11 protein-coding genes are annotated in these 15725 nt (G+C 61.4%); 1 reads left to right on the top strand and 10 read right to left on the bottom strand.

Annotated features, from left to right (window positions below; all coding sequences use genetic code 11):
* Positions 1-7: 7 nt before the first annotated feature.
* The 8 genes from iolC to IM313_RS15495 form a co-directional block, all read right to left on the bottom strand.
* Positions 8-1912, bottom strand: coding sequence for a 5-dehydro-2-deoxygluconokinase (iolC, locus tag IM313_RS15530; RefSeq protein WP_108780342.1), 1905 nt, complete (start codon positions 1910-1912; stop codon positions 8-10).
* A 12-nt stretch (positions 1913-1924) separates the two neighbouring features.
* Positions 1925-3058: a Gfo/Idh/MocA family protein gene (locus tag IM313_RS15525; protein WP_192971212.1), complete on the bottom strand. Its 1134-nt coding sequence runs from the start codon at positions 3056-3058 to the stop codon at positions 1925-1927.
* A gap of 8 nt (positions 3059-3066) precedes the next feature.
* Positions 3067-4095, bottom strand: a complete 1029-nt coding sequence (locus tag IM313_RS15520) for an ABC transporter permease (RefSeq protein WP_028014045.1) — start codon at positions 4093-4095, stop codon at positions 3067-3069.
* An 11-nt stretch (positions 4096-4106) separates the two neighbouring features.
* Positions 4107-5654 carry a sugar ABC transporter ATP-binding protein gene (locus tag IM313_RS15515; protein ID WP_192971211.1) on the bottom strand — a complete coding sequence of 516 codons (1548 nt, stop codon included), beginning with the start codon at positions 5652-5654 and terminating at the stop codon, positions 4107-4109.
* Positions 5655-5702: 48 nt separating this feature from the next.
* Positions 5703-6632, bottom strand: coding sequence for a sugar ABC transporter substrate-binding protein (locus tag IM313_RS15510; protein WP_041908742.1), 930 nt, complete (start codon positions 6630-6632; stop codon positions 5703-5705).
* Positions 6633-6663: 31 nt separating this feature from the next.
* Positions 6664-7650 (bottom strand): inositol 2-dehydrogenase, encoded by a 987-nt coding sequence (gene iolG / locus IM313_RS15505; protein WP_126327192.1) that lies wholly within the window; start codon positions 7648-7650, stop codon positions 6664-6666.
* A 300-nt stretch (positions 7651-7950) separates the two neighbouring features.
* Positions 7951-9876: a 3D-(3,5/4)-trihydroxycyclohexane-1,2-dione acylhydrolase (decyclizing) gene (iolD, locus tag IM313_RS15500; protein WP_192971210.1), complete on the bottom strand. Its 1926-nt coding sequence runs from the start codon at positions 9874-9876 to the stop codon at positions 7951-7953.
* Between the two features lie 11 nt (positions 9877-9887).
* Positions 9888-11393 carry a CoA-acylating methylmalonate-semialdehyde dehydrogenase gene (locus tag IM313_RS15495; RefSeq protein ID WP_045630997.1) on the bottom strand — a complete coding sequence of 502 codons (1506 nt, stop codon included), beginning with the start codon at positions 11391-11393 and terminating at the stop codon, positions 9888-9890.
* Between the two features lie 292 nt (positions 11394-11685).
* On the opposite strand from IM313_RS15495, the gene IM313_RS15490 reads away from it, so the two are divergent.
* Positions 11686-12516 carry a MurR/RpiR family transcriptional regulator gene (locus IM313_RS15490; protein WP_008502123.1) on the top strand — a complete coding sequence of 277 codons (831 nt, stop codon included), beginning with the start codon at positions 11686-11688 and terminating at the stop codon, positions 12514-12516.
* A 56-nt stretch (positions 12517-12572) separates the two neighbouring features.
* Here the strand turns inward: IM313_RS15490 and guaA are convergent, their stop codons facing one another.
* On the bottom strand, positions 12573-14150 hold the full coding sequence (gene guaA, locus IM313_RS15485) for a glutamine-hydrolyzing GMP synthase (protein WP_003860599.1): 1578 nt from the start codon (positions 14148-14150) through the stop codon (positions 12573-12575).
* A 66-nt stretch (positions 14151-14216) separates the two neighbouring features.
* On the bottom strand, positions 14217-15683 hold the full coding sequence (gene guaB, locus IM313_RS15480; RefSeq protein WP_003860601.1) for an IMP dehydrogenase: 1467 nt from the start codon (positions 15681-15683) through the stop codon (positions 14217-14219).
* Between the last annotated feature and the right edge of the window lie 42 nt (positions 15684-15725).

Below are 15725 nucleotides of genomic sequence, written 5' to 3'. Positions count from 1 at the left end.
ATCTCCATTATGCGTGTCCGCGCTCGCGCCACCAGGCGATAAGCTGCAGGTAGTTGTCCCGGATGCGCGCTACCAGCTGCGCATCGTCAATATCGTGCTTCAGCCACGCGCGGGAGGCGTCGCCAAACAGCGTGCGCCCCACTGCGAAGCCTTTAACCAGCGGCTGCCCCGCTGCGGCCTTGAAGCCCGCGCGCAGCTGTTCCGCCGGAGCGTCCAGACCGAGGATCACCACCCCGCGGCAGTGCGGGTCCCGGCGTTCGATAATCTCGCCGAGCGCCGTCCAGCCGTCGGCGGAAAGCGGCGGCAGCTTCCACCAGTCCGGGTAAATGCCCAGGTTGTAGAAGCGGGAGATGGCGCGCAGGTAGAGCTCGTCGCTGCGCGGCATGCTGGCGGGCAGGATCACCTCCAGCAGCAGCTCGTGCCCGGACCGGCAGCAGGCGTGGTACACCTCAGCGATTTTCTGCTCCTGCTCCAGGCGCAGGCCGTGGGCGTCTTCCGGGTGGAAGAAGACCAGGCACTTCACCACGTGCTCCTGCGGCCAGCTGATAAGCTGGGTGCCAATGTTGCCGTGCTCCATCTCCAGCGGGCGGGAGCCCGGCAGCTCAATGGGGCGACCAATCCACCACCCTTCCCCGGTGATCGCGTTCAGCGCGTCCTGACCAAAGGTGCCGTCGCACAGCAGGCCGGCTTTGCCCTCAAGCCCGGCGCGGCTCGCCGCCTCGCGGCTCGCCTGCAGGATCAGCTGCTTCAGCGCCGGAATGCGCTTAAGCGACGCGCCGCACTGCATCGCCATATCCTCAAGCTGGCTGCGGTGATCGAAGGCCATCACGCACAGCTCCGGCCACTCGCGGCGGCGGGTGGTCACCCGGTGCAGATGGTTAAGACGCGGGTCAAGATCCGGGCGCGGCACAACCGCAGCGCGGGAGAGATAGTCATCCAGCTCGATTTTGCTCGGCATCGCCGGGGCGCAGCCGTGGCGCGAGACCACCAGCGCGCCGCAGGCGTTGGCGTAGCGGCACGCCTGCTCCCAGCCCTCGTCGTTCAGGTAGCCGCGCAGCAGGCCGGACATAAACGCGTCCCCCGCCCCGAGAACGTTCAGCACCTCCACGCGCACGCCGGTCACCGTCAGGCCGTCGTCCAGCCGGGACGGAATGGCGTCGGTATAGACCGAGCAGCCGAGCGCGCCGCGCTTGCAGACCAGCGTTGCGTGACTCACGTCGCGCACCTGCCCCAGCGCCTGCAGCGTATCCGTGCTGCCGCCCGCAATGTGGAACTCCTCTTCGGTGCCGACAATGACGTCGAAGAGGTGCAGTACCTCCTGCAGCTCGCGGGTGACCTGGTCGGCGGCGATAAAGCGCGTTTCGCCGTCGCCTAAGGAGGTGAGCCCCCACAGCACCGGACGGTAGTCGATGTCCAGCACCGTGCGCACGCCGTGACGGCGGGCATAGCCCAGCGCCGTCAGCACCGCCTCGCGGGTCTGCGGATGAGAAAGGTGGGTCCCGGTGATGGCAAGACAACGTGCGGAGGCAATGTAGCTTTCATCCACATCGCTGGCGGTAATCGCCATATCCGCGCAGTTATCGCGATAAAAAATCAGAGGAAAGGTGTCCCGGTCTTTAATGCCGAGTAGCACCAGCGCCGTGAGGCGCTCTTTATCGGTAATCAGATGGCTGGTATCGCAGCCTACCTGGTTGAGCTCTTCGCGCAGGAAGCGGCCCATATGTTCATCGCCGACGCGCGCCAGCATCGACGAGCGCAGGCCCTGGCGCGCGGTGCCGTACGCCACGTTGCCGGAGGATCCGCCAAGGTATTTGGCGAAGCTCGACACGTCCTCCAGGCGGGCACCAATCTGCTGACTATAGAGGTCTACCGCCACGCGGCCCATGCATATCACATCAAACTGCTTTTCCACGTTGATACCTCATCAGACAATGTCGTTCACGTTCAGCCAGCGGCCTTCCCGGTGCGAGAGCGCAATCGCGTCCAGCACGCGCGACACCTTCCAGCCCTCTTCGAAGTCCGGCCACATCGGCGCGTCGGCGGCAATCCCGTCCACCAGGTCGCGTACTTCCACCGTTTTTTGATCGTTAAAGCCAATTCCGTGGCCTGCGCCCATGCAGAACGCGGCGTAGTCCGGGTGCGCCGGGCCGACGAGCAGCGTGCGGAACCCCTGACGGTTCACCGGATCGTCATGCAGATAGAGCTTTAGCTCCGCCATGCGCTCCTGGGTGAAGCTGATGGCGCCCTTCGTCCCGGTGATCACGTACGAGAGCCCCATCTTGCGGCCGCAGGCGACGCGGGAGGTTTCAATAACACCCTGCGCCCCGCCCGCGAAGCGCACCATAGCGTGGGCCTGATCCTCGTTTTCCACCGCAATCTTCTCTGACGATCCGGCCTTCGCCGGGCGCGCCGGGACCACGATCTTCAGATCGCCGCAGACCTGCTCGATATCGCCCACCAGGTACTGAGCCATATTGACGATATGCGCCGCGAGGTCGCCCAGCGCGCCCAGCCCGGCGGTCTCTTTAAAGCAGTGCCAGTGGATGGGCGACAGCGGGTCGGCCATATAGTCTTCGTTGTGGGTGCCGTAGAAGTGGATCACATCGCCAATCTCGCCGCGGGCGATAATCTCCTTCGCCAGCTGCGCCGTCGGGTTCTTCATGTAGTTGAACCCCACCAGCGTTTTCACCCCGGCCCGCTTCGCGGCGTCGACCATCTCGCGCGCATCGTGGGCGTTGAGCGCCAGAGGCTTCTCCGAGTAGACGTGCTTGCCGTGGCGGATCGCCTCCAGCGCCATCTCTTTATGCAGGTGGTTAGGTGAGCAAATATCCACCACGTCAATGGCCGGGTCGGCCACCAGCGCCCGCCATTCTCCCGTTGAACGGTTAAAGCCAAACGCCCGGGCGCGCTCTGCCGCCAGCTCCGGCGTGACTTCCGCCACCATCTCGCGCACCAGCCTGCCGCGCAGGTTGAACACCGTCGGGGCCTGTGCATAGGCGATAGCGTGCGCCTTGCCGATATACCCGGTGCCAATCAATCCAATACGAACCTCTTTCATCACGATCCTCACAGTGCGCCGCGACGGCTCTTGGCGTAGGTATCAAACGCCACCGCCAGAACGATAATTAACCCGGTGATAATCTGCTGGTAGTAAGCCGAGACGTTCATCAGCACCAGGCCGTTAATCAGAATGCCCATAATGATGGAGCCGATAATGGTGCCGCCGATGCGCCCGTAGCCGCCCATCAGCGAGGTGCCGCCAATCACCACCGAGGCGATAACGCGCAGCTCAAAGGAGATCCCGGCCACCGCCTCGGCGCTCCCCAGACGCGCGCTCAGGATGAAGCCCGCCAGCCCGGCCAGACAGCCGATCAGCACGTAGACGCTGACGAGCACGCGCTTGACGTTCACCCCCGCCAGGCGCGCCGCCTCCGGGTTGCCGCCGATGGCGTAGACGAAGCGGCCCCAGCGGGTTTTATGCAGCGCCAGATATCCGCCGACGGCGACGATGGCGAAGATCCAGATCGGAATGGAGATGCCGAGCAACTCCCCGCGTCCCCACCAGCGGTAGCCAGGGTCGAAACCAGCGATCGGTGCGCCGTCGTTGATCACCAGGGTCAGGCCGCGCCAGATGGTCATCCCGCCGAGGGTGACGATAAACGGCGGCAGGCGCAGGCGGGTGACGCCCAGGCCGTGCAGGAAGCCAATCGCCGTGCCCATCGCCAGACAAATCCCCAGCCCGATCAGCCAGCTCATGCCGCCCCAGGCGTTCGGGTCGACGGTGGTGAAGTTATCGCCCTTAATGACGTACGCCGCGGTCATGGCGCACACCGCCAGGATGGAGCCCACGGAGAGGTCGATCCCGGCGGTCAGAATGACGAAGGTCATCCCCACGGCCATGATCCCGTAGATGGACACCTCGGTCAGGATGTTGAAAATGTTGCGTTCAGAGAAAAAGTTGCTGTTCTGCGACTGGAAGAAGATCAGCAGCAGGATCATGAAAATCAACACCCCGAAGCGCTCGAAGAAGGCGATGGGATCGATGCGTCCGGCGCGTTTGACCGGGGCCTGCGTTTTAGAAATCATCTGCGTCATGAGAAACTCCGTTATGCCGCGTTCAGGGCGTTGTGGTTGATGGCCATCATCGTCATCAGCCGTTCTTCGTTAGCGTCGTCACCGTGGATCTCGCCGGTCACCCGGCCTTCGCTGAGGGTGATGATCCGGTCAGACACCGCCATCACTTCAGGCAGATCGGAGGAGATCACGATCACCGCCACGCCCTTTTTCGCCATGTCAAACAGCACCTGGTGCACTTCCGATTTGGTCCCCACGTCGATGCCGCGCGTCGGCTCATCGACGATCAGCACCCGCGGGTTGAGCGCCATGCAGCGCGCGAGGATCACCTTCTGCTGGTTGCCGCCGGAGAGCTTGCGCACCTCCTGCGCGCTGTTGACCATTTTGATCTGCAGGGCCTGGCGATAGGACTCAATCAGATCGTCCTCTTTGCGGGTGTTCACGAACCAGCGCCACTGCAGCAGCGAGGAGAGGCACGAGAGCGACAGGTTGTCGCGAATCGACAGTCCCAGCACCGCCCCCTCTTTTTTACGGTCTTCGGGCACCAGCGCCACGCCCTGGTCGAGGGCATACAGCGGGTCGCGCGGCTGGTACGGCACGCCGTCCAGCTCAAAGCTCCCGGAGGTAAAGGCGTCTGCGCCAAACAGGCAGCGGGCCACCTCGGTGCGTCCCGCGCCCACCAGCCCGGCAATGCCCAGAACTTCCCCGGCGTGGACGTGGAAGCTGATGTCGTGCAGGGCGATGCCGTGCGGATCCAGCGGCGGCTTTTCGCGGCTCAGCCCCTTCACCGCCAGGCGGACAGGTTTGTCTTGATGATGGGTTTCGCTGGCAGGGCGACGTTTAAAGGCCACGTCGCGCCCGACCATCAGGCGGATCAGCTGTTCGACGTTGGTCTCCGCTACCGCGCCGGTGCCGGTGAAGCGGCCGTCCTGAAATACGGTGAAGCGATCGCAGAGCTGGAAAACTTCGTGCAGGCGGTGGGTAACGTAAATAATGCTCACGCCGCGGTTTTTAAGCTCCCGCACCACGCGGTGCAGGCTTTCCACCTCGCTGTCGCTCAGCGCAGCGGAAGGTTCGTCCATGATGATCAGGCGAGCGTTGAGGGTCAGCGCCCGGGCGATCTCCACCATCTGCTGCTGGGCGACGCTCAGACGAGCGACAGGCGTGGTCGGCGCAACATTTAGCTGCAGGTAATCGAGAATGACCTGCGCCTCCTGATTTACCGCCCTTTCGTCGACGATCAGATTACGTTTACGCGGCTCGCGCCCGAGAAACATGTTTTCCGCGACGGTCATGTTGGGCAGCAGGTTGAATTCCTGATAGATGGTGATAATGCCCTTGTTCTGCCGTTCCACCGGAGAGTCGTCCACCGGCAGCATTTCGCCGTTGAACCAGATATCCCCGCGGGTTTGCGGCTGCGCGCCCGCAAGCGCCTTCAGCAGCGTGGATTTTCCCGCTCCGTTTTCCCCCAGCAGGGCGTGGATCTCCCCCGCGCCGACGGTCAGCTGGGCGCTGCTTAGCGCCCAGACGCCAGAAAAGCTTTTTGCCAGGTCGGTCACTTTCAGTAAGGGTTGCGACATCGGTCTGCTCCTCCTCATGTTGAGCCGCCAGAGGCGGCTCGGGACATATCAGTTACCGGCCTCACCGATACGCTCAGCCTGCTGCAGGTTCTCTTTGGTGATAAGCGTTGGCGGGTAGTCGGCCCCGGTGATGGCTTTCTTCTCGCGCACGTTGGCCACCAGCTGGCTCATCGCCGTCTGCACCGCAAAGCCGGGACGCTGATCCGCCGTGACCGCCAGCCAGCCGTCGCGCACGCGGGCCAGCGCTTCCGGCACCGCATCAAAACCGGTCACGAGGATTTCACCCGGCTTCACGCCCTGGCTCTGCAGGGCTTCAATCGCGCCCAGCGCCATATCGTCGTTGGCGGAGAGGATCACCTGCGGGCGTTTCGGTAGCGAAGGCAGAACACTTTCGACGATGCGCATCCCTTCAGAACGCATCCAGTTGCCGGTCTGATCGGCGACGATCTTGTACTTATCCCCGCCCGCCTTCAGGCTGTCGCGGATCCCTTTGGTGCGTTCAATATTGGAAGAGGAACCCGGCTGGCCGGTGAGCAGGATGATCTCTGCCCCGTCGGGGAATTTGGTTTTGACGAAGTCGCCAATCGCCTGGCCGCCTTTGTAGTTGTTGGCGCCAAAGTGGGGCACTTTTTTCTGGCTGTCGACGGAGCGGTCAAGGGTGACCACCGGCAGTTTTGCATCCTGAATTTCATCCACCGCGCTGGAGACCGCGTTCACGTCGTTCGGGGAGACGATAAAGCCCTGCGCCCCGCGGGTGATGGCGTTTTCCAGGTCAGCCACCTGCTTGGGTGAACTGCCCTGCCCGTCCAGTACCTGAAGCTTCACGCCCATCTCTTTCGCGGCTTTCACCGCCGTACGCTGCATGTGAACCTCAAACGGCATGGCCAGGTTTGGCGTACTGAAAACAATCTGCTCGTTTTCGGCGAGGGCGGCCCCGGACGTCATTGCGATGAGGGCGGCTAAGATCAGTTTTTTCATTATTATGTCTCTCTGTGTAGGGTTGTTGTGTTTAGAGGACGATCTCGCGCTGGCTACGCAGCGACTCCAGCGCTTTATCCGCGAGGTACAGCGCACGTTCACCATCATCGCCGCTGCAGTCAGGCACCGCTTCGCCGCGCAGGACCGCAACAAAGTGTTCCCATTCCGCGGCGTAAGCGGATTTGTAGCGCTGCAGGAAGAAGTGTTCCGGCAGCGCGCTGGTGCAGCCCTGTTTGCCGTAGTGCTGCACCTGGTTTTCCAGAATATTGCCGGCGCACAGCAGCCCTTCGGAGCCGTGCAGCTCCAGGCGCTGGTCGTAGCCGTAAGAGGAGCGGCGGCTGTTGACGATGGTCGCCATCGCGCCGGAGGCATATTTCAGAACGATAAACGCGGTATCGATATCCCCCGCCTCGCCAATCGCCGGATCCACCAGGTTACTGCCCTGGGCATACACCGACACCGGCTCTTCGCCCATGATGAAACGGGCCATGTCGAAGTCGTGAATGGTCATATCGCGGAACATGCCGCCGGAGACGCGCACGTACTCCGCAGGCGGCGGAGACGGGTCGCGGGAGATGATCAGCAACGATTCCGGCTTGCCGATGCGTCCGGCCTGGGCATCGGTTTTCACGCGGCGGAACTGCGGGTCAAAGCGGCGGTTAAAGCCGATGAACAGCGGCACGTCGTACTCTTTAACCACTTTCAGGCAGTCGCGCACGCGGGCGAGGTCGAGGTGTACCGGCTTTTCGCAGAAGATAGCCTTGCCGTGGCGGGCGGCCATTTCAATCAGATCCGCGTGGGTGTCGGTGGCGGAGGCGATCAGCACGGCGTGAACGTTAGGGTCGGTCATCGCCTCATCCACGCTCTGCTGGCGGGCCTGATAGTGTGCGGCGAGACGGGTGGCAAATTCCTGATTCGGGTCAACCACGGACCAGAGCGTGGTCGCGCCGTGGCTGGCGATGTTAGCTGCATGTACCTGGCCAATTCGGCCAGCGCCCAGTAAAGCAATGTTAAACATAACGGCTCCCGGTGTTGGTGAATGCTGTAAACTAACGACCCTATAAATAAAACATTTATTTCATTTTTATAAATAGTGAAAATTATGTTTTTGAGTGCGGGTTAACACTTTTGAGATGTATGAGATAATTTTTGTTATCAATCTCACAACATGAAAGAAGGTACTGCTCACCCCTCACCCCGGCCCTCTCCCCAAAGGAGCGAGGGAGAAAAGCGTGCACCACCCCATCCCCTCTCCACTTTTGGGAGAGGGTTAGGGTGAGGGGAAAATGAAATGAAAATTTCGTTAAGACAGGAAAACTCAATACTGACGGGCTTTTTTCACCTGCGCCTGCGTTTGCTCCGCGGCCTCACGCACGGCAGACGACTCTGCCACCTGCGCGTCACCGGTTCGCCACCACGAGGCGTAGTCATGGGTCATGGTCTTCGGCAGCACCTTGATGTCCAGCAGCGTCGGGCCCGGATGGGCGCGTGACGCCTCAAGCGCCGCCAGCAGGCTCTGCTCGTCGTTCACCCGCCACGCGCGGCAACCGTAGCTTTCCGCGTTTTGCGCAAAATCGACTTTCACCAGCGGCCCGTCAAGCCGCCCGGTTTCCGGGTTGCGATGGCGATTTTCCGTGCCGAAGCTGCCCATCCCGTGACCCATCTGCAGGTTGTTAATGCAGCCGAAGCTGGCGTTATCAAACAGCAGAACGGTGACCTTAATGCCCTCCTGTACGGCGGTTTGCAGCTCGGAGTGCAGCATCATGTAGGAGCCATCCCCCACCATGGCGTAAACCGGCTGCCCGGGGCGGGCGAGCTTCGCGCCGATGGCCGCCGCAATCTCGTAGCCCATGCAGGAGTAGCCGTACTCCAGGTGATAGCTGTCCGGCGTTTTGACCTGCCAGAGGCGCTGTAAATCTCCCGGCAGCGAACCGGCCGCGCCCACCACGATGGCGTTATCTTCCACATGCTGATTGATCAGCCCCAGCACCCGCGTCTGGGTCAGGCGGGTGTTGAGCGTCTCGCCGTATTCCGCCAGCTGCGCGTCCAAATGCCCCGCCACTTCGGGCGCGTCGTCCGGATGCCACTGGCGATCCCACAGGCGGCGGCACTCATCGCGCCACGCGGATTTCGCCTGGGCGATCGCCTCTCCCCAGCCGCTGCGGTAATCGCCGAGCTCGTGGGTTAAGGCCTGGAGCCCGGTTTGGGCATCGGCAATCAGCGCGGTGGCGTCCAGCTTCAGGGCGTCAAACTCGGCCACGTTCAGCAGCAGGAATTCGACGTCCGGGTGGGAAAAGAGCGCCTTGGAGCCGGTGGTAAAGTCGGTCAGGCGCGTGCCGACGCCAATCACTAAGTCAGCCTGTGGCGCGAGCTGGTTGGCGGCCATTCCGCCCGTCACTCCTACGCCGCCGAGGTTAAGTGGGTGGTCACTTACCAGCGCCCCCTTCCCGGCCTGCGTTTCGGCAAACGGCAGCTGCAGCGTCTCGACAAATTCGCGAAACGCCTCATGCGCGCCGGAGTAACGCACGCCGCCGCCGCACACCACCAGCGGACGGCGCTTGCGGGCGATCAGCGTCCGCGCCTGCGCCAGTCGCTGCGGATCGGGCGGACGGCGTTCGATGTGGTGCACCCGACGCGCGAAGAAGCTTAGCGGGTAGTCCCACGCTTCCCCTTGCACGTCCTGCGGCAGACAGAGGGTCACCGCTCCGGTATCTGCGGGGTCAGTAAGCGTTCGCATCGCGCTTAGCATGGCGCTCATGAGCTGCTCGGGGCGGTTGATGCGGTCCCAGTAGCGGGAAATTGGACGGAAGCAGTCGTTGGTGCTGATGCTGAGATCGTGATACTGCTCAATCTGCTGCAGCACCGGGTCCGGCTGGCGGCTGGCGTAGATATCGCCCGGCAGCAGTAAAAGCGGGATGCGGTTCGCCGTGGCGGTGGCCGCCGCCGTGACCATATTGGCGGCGCCCGGCCCGACCGAGGAGGTGACGGCAAAAATGCGCTGGCGGCGGTGCTGTTTGGCGAAGCCCGTCGCCATGTGGGCAATGCCCTGCTCGTTGCACCCCTGCATGATTTTCAGATGACCGGGATCCTGCTCCAGCGCCTGGCCAATACCCAGCACGTTGCCGTGCCCAAAGATCGTCGCCACGCCCTCCACGAAGGGCGTTTCGTTGCCGTCAAGGCTGACGTACTGTTGATTCAGGAACCGGACCAGCGCCTGGGCCATGGTCATACGTTCGGTTTGCATAATGCCTCCTGTCAGCCCAGCGTCGGCATGGAGAACGCAGCGCCTGTCTCCTGCTGCATTTCCGGCCAGCGCGCGGTGATGGTTTTCATTCGGGTGTAGAAACGCACGCCGTCGTTGCCGTGTACGTTGAGCGCGCCAAAGATGGAACGCTTCCAGCCACCGAAACTGTGGAATGCCATCGGCACCGGGATCGGCACGTTGACCCCCACCATGCCCGCCTGCACCTCTTCGCAGAAGCGGCGCGCGCAGCCGCCGTCACGGGTGAAGATCGCCGAGCCATTACCATATTCATGGCGGTTAATGAGGTCCACCGCGCTGGCGTAATCTGCTACCCGCACCACAGAAAGCACCGGGCCAAAAATCTCTTCTTTATAGATGGTCATCTCCGGTGTGACGTTATCAAACAGCGTCGGCCCGACGAAGTAGCCCTGCTCGTGGCCCTTCACGCTGAAGCCACGCCCGTCCACGCGCAGTTTCGCCCCCTGCGCTTCCCCGCTGTCGATATAGCCCAGCACCTTGCTGCGGTGCGCGGAGGAGATAAGCGGCCCCATTTCGTTTTCCGGTGTCTGGTCCAGCCCCGGTCCGACGCGCAGCGCTTCAATCTGTTTTTCCAGCCGGGTGCAGAGGTCATCGGCGGTTTTATCTCCCACCGCCAGCACCACCGAGAGCGCCATGCAGCGTTCCCCCGCCGCGCCGTAGGCCGCGCCCATGATGGCGTTGGTCGCCATCTCCATGTCGGCATCCGGCATTAAAATGCAGTGGTTTTTCGCGCCGCCCAGCGCCTGACAGCGCTTACCGTGGGCGGAGGCGGTCTGGTAAATGTATTCGGCAATCGGCGTGGAGCCGACAAAGCTCACCGCCTGCACGCGCGGGTCGGTCAGGAGCACGTCAACGGACTCTTTATCCCCCTGCACCACGTTGAAGACGCCGTCCGGCAAGCCTGCCTCTTTTAGCAGCTGCGCCAGCGCGAGCGCGAGAGAAGGGTCTTTTTCCGACGGCTTCAGCACGAAGGTATTCCCGGTCGCCAGCGCAATGGGGAACATCCACATCGGCACCATCGCCGGGAAGTTAAACGGCGTGATCCCGGCGCAGACGCCGAGCGGCTGCATCAGGGAGTGGCTGTCGACGCCGGTACCAACGTTCGCAGAGTGTTCACCCTTTTGCAGATGCGGGATACCGCAGGCAAATTCCACCACTTCCAGACCGCGGGTCAGTTCGCCCACCGCGTCGGAGAAGACCTTGCCGTGCTCTTCGCTGATGATGCGGGCCAGGCGCGTCATGTTCTCTTCCAGCAGCGCCTTGAAGCGGAACATCACGCGCGCGCGCTTAAGCGGAGCCTGGCGCGCCCACGCGGGAAACGCCTGCTGCGCGGCGGCAATCGCCTGCTCCGTTTCCTGTGCCGTACTCATCACCACCTGGCGGATCTGCTCGCCGGTGGCCGGGTTGAAGATCGCCTGAACGCGCTGGCCTGAACCGGTGACACATTCGCCGTGAATAAAATTCGCTACCGTCTCCATCCTTAACCTCTCGCTGTTGATACGTGACTGTTACCTGAACGCTGTGTACAGGACACTATATATGAAACAAATATTCCATTTTAAGTTGAAATAAAATAAATGATGATTATTGTGATCAAGGATGGATTTTTATGTTAACAGCCAGCAACACTGACGCTGCGTGCGCTATTAAGGGATTTCGGGCGAGGAAATGACTGAAGCTTCTGTTTCATTTTTGCTGCCAGATGGATGGCCGACATTTAAAAGACGCGGTTTTGCGTTTAGAATCATCAGACTGTATTTGGGGGATAACATGACGACAGCAACCAGCCTGAACGAACTGCAGCAGCAAATCCGCGATCGCTACGATAGCCTGAGCAAGAGGCTGCAGCAGGTCTCCCGCTACGTGCTGGATAACACCAACAGCGTGGCCTTTGATACGGTTGCCGTCATTGCCGAGCGCGCCGACGTGCCGCCTTCGACGCTGATCCGCTTTGCTAACGCCTTTGACTTCACCGGTTTCAACGAAATGAAACAGCTGTTTCGCATGAACCTGGTGGAGGAGACTGCCAGCTACAGCGACCGCGCGCGGCTGTTCCGCGAAATGGAGAGCGAGGCCGTGCCGGAAACGCCGCTCGATATTCTGCAGGAGTTCGCCCGCTCGAACGCGCAGGCGCTGCAGCAGCTGGCCGCCCGCGCCGAGCCGGAAATGCTGGAGCGCGCGGTACAGCTGCTGGCCGACGCCGACACTATCTACATCGCCGGACTGCGCCGCTCGTTTAGCGTCGCGGCCTACCTCACCTACGCCCTGAGCCACCTGGAGTGCCGCCCTATCCTGCTCGACGGCATGGGCGGGATGCTGCGCGAGCAAATCAGCCGCATTAAGGCGCGCGATATCGTGGTGTCGATCAGCTTCTCGCCATACGCGGAAGAGACGGTGATGGTCAGCGAAACCGCCGCCAGCGTCGGCGCCCGGCAGATCGTGATTACGGACAGTCAGATAAGCCCCCTGGCAACGTTCAGCGATCTCTGCTTTGTGGTGAAGGAGGCACAGGTGGATGCGTTCCGGTCTCAGTCGGCAACGCTGTGCCTGGTGCAGTCGCTGGTGGTGGCGCTGGCGTATCGGTTGGGTGAAGGGAAATAAGGCAATAAAAAACCCCCTGCGCAGGCAGAGGGTTTGGGTGTTAATTCATAGGGAAATCATTCCCACTCAATCGTAGCCGGTGGCTTACCACTGATGTCATACACCACGCGGGAAATACCGTTCACTTCGTTGATGATGCGGTTAGACACGCGGCCTAAGAAGTCATACGGCAGGTGCGCCCAGTGCGCGGTCATGAAGTCGATGGTTTCCACCGCACGCAGGGAAACAACCCAGTCGTACTTACGGCCATCGCCCATTACCCCGACGGAGCGAACCGGCAGGAACACGGTGAACGCCTGGCTTACTTTGTTGTACAGGTCAGCTTTGTGCAGCTCCTCGATGAAGATCGCGTCCGCGCGACGCAGCAGGTCGCAGTACTCTTTCTTCACTTCGCCCAGCACGCGCACGCCCAGACCTGGACCCGGGAACGGGTGACGGTAGAGCATGTCGTACGGCAGACCCAGTTCCAGACCGATTTTACGCACTTCGTCTTTGAACAGCTCGCGCAGCGGTTCAACCAGACCCATCTTCATCTCTTTCGGCAGGCCGCCCACGTTGTGGTGAGATTTGATGACGTGCGCTTTACCGGTTGCGGAGGCCGCAGACTCGATCACGTCCGGGTAGATGGTACCCTGCGCCAGCCACTTCACGTCTTCCAGCTTCAGCGCTTCTTCGTCGAATACTTCCACGAAGACGCGACCGATGATTTTACGTTTCGCTTCCGGATCGTTCTCGCCTTTCAGCGCGTCCAGGAAGCGCTGCTCGCCTTCCACGTGAACGATGTTCAGACCGAAGTGGTCGCCGAACATGTCCATGACTTGCTTCGCTTCGTTCAGACGCAGCAGACCGTTGTCCACGAAGACGCAGGTCAGGTTTTTACCGATGGCGCGGTGCAGCAGCATCGCGGTGACGGAGGAGTCCACGCCGCCGGAGAGGCCGAGGATCACTTTGTCATCACCAACCTGCTGGCGGATACGCTCAACGGCGTCGTCGATGATTTTTGCCGGGGTCCACAGGGCTTCACACTGGCAGATGTCACGCACGAAGCGCTCCAGCATGCGCATACCCTGACGGGTGTGGGTCACTTCCGGGTGGAACTGCACGCCGTAGAAGCGTTTTTCTTCGTTCGCCATGATGGCGAACGGGCAGCTTTCGGTGCTGGCAACGGTCACGAAGTCGGACGGGATGGCGGTGACTTTGTCGCCGTGGCTCATCCACACGTCCAGCAGCGGCTTGCCGTCTGCGGTCAGAGAGTCTTCGATACCGCGCACCAGCGCGCTGTCGGTGACAACTTCAACCTGCGCGTAGCCGAACTCACGCTCGTTAGAGCCTTCTACATGGCCGCCCAGCTGCATCGCCATGGTCTGCATGCCGTAGCAGACGCCGAATACCGGCACGCCCGCTTCGAACACGTACTGCGGCGCGCGCGGGCTGTTCTCTTCGGTGGTGCTTTCCGGGCCGCCGGACAGGATGATGCCGCTTGGATTGAATTCGCGAATCTGTGCTTCCGTGACATCCCACGCCCACAGCTCACAGTAAACGCCCAGTTCACGCACGCGGCGCGCGACCAGCTGAGTGTACTGAGAACCGAAGTCCAGGATGAGAATGCGATGTTTATGAATGTTTTCCGTCATTGACGCTAATTCCGAGGCAAGTGAAACAAAACAAAGCGCCCGGCAGAAGCCGGGCGCGGAAACTTATCAGGAGCCCAGACGGTAGTTCGGGGACTCTTTGGTGATCGTCACGTCGTGAACGTGGCTCTCCTGGATACCCGCACCGCTGATGCGTACGAATTCCGCTTTGGTACGCAGCAGGTCAATGGTACCACAGCCGGTCAGCCCCATACAGGAACGCAGGCCGCCCATCTGCTGGTGAATGATCTCTTTCAGACGGCCTTTATAGGCCACGCGGCCTTCGATACCTTCCGGTACCAGTTTGTCAGCAGCGTTATCGGTCTGGAAGTAACGGTCAGAGGAACCTTTGGACATCGCGCCCAGGGAGCCCATCCCACGGTAAGATTTGTAAGAACGGCCCTGGTAGAGTTCGATTTCGCCCGGGGATTCTTCGGTACCAGCGAGCATGGAGCCTACCATTACGGCAGCAGCGCCCGCGGCGATGGCTTTCGCGATATCGCCAGAGAAGCGGATACCGCCGTCAGCGATAACCGGAATACCGGTGCCTTCCAGCGCTTCAACCGCGTCAGAAACCGCGGTGATCTGCGGAACGCCCACGCCGGTCACGATACGGGTGGTACAGATGGAGCCAGGGCCGATACCCACTTTCACCGCGCTGCAGCCGGCTTCCGCCAGCGCGCGAGCGCCTGCGCCCGTTGCCACGTTACCGCCGATGATCTGGAGATCCGGGTATTTAGCACGGGTTTCACGGATACGTTGCAGAACGCCTTCGGAGTGACCGTGGGAGGAGTCAATCAGCAGCACGTCAACGCCCGCCGCCACCAGCGCGTCAACGCGCTCTTCGTTACCTGCACCCGCGCCAACCGCAGCACCGACGCGCAGACGGCCATGCTCGTCTTTACAGGCGTTCGGTTTACGTTCTGCTTTCTGGAAATCTTTAACGGTGATCATGCCGCGCAGGTGGAAGTTCGCATCCACAACCAGCGCTTTCTCAACGCGTTTTTCGTGCATTTTCGCCAGCACCACGTCGCGAGTTTCGCCTTCGCGGACGGTCACCAGACGCTCTTTTGGCGTCATGTAGACGCTGACAGGCTGGTTCAGGTCAGTCACGAAGCGCACGTCACGACCGGTGATGATGCCCACCAGTTCATTGTCTTCGGTCACTACCGGGTAGCCAGCAAAGCCGTTACGTTCGGTCAGGGCTTTCACTTCGTGCAGGGTAGTGGTTGGCAGAACGGTCTGAGGGTCGGACACGATGCCGGACTCATGCTTCTTCACGCGGCGAACTTCTTCCGCCTGACGCTCGATAGACATGTTTTTGTGGATAAAGCCAATGCCGCCTTCCTGTGCCAGGGCGATAGCCAGGCGCGCTTCAGTCACGGTGTCCATTGCCGCGGAGAGCATAGGAATGTTCAGACGAATGGTTTTCGTCAACTGCGTGCTGAGGTCGGCAGTATTCGGCAGAACGGTGGAATGAGCGGGAACGAGGAGGACGTCGTCAAACGTCAGTGCTTCTTTAGCGATACGTAGCATGGGCAATATCTCTGACCTGGGTGGTTAAATATTGCCGTGGCA

Source organism: Enterobacter cloacae complex sp. P2B, from assembly GCF_014895985.1.
GTDB lineage: Bacteria > Pseudomonadota > Gammaproteobacteria > Enterobacterales > Enterobacteriaceae > Enterobacter > Enterobacter bugandensis.
The sequence above is the reverse complement of the archived record's forward strand: the minus strand, read 5'-3'. Positions and strand labels throughout refer to the sequence as shown.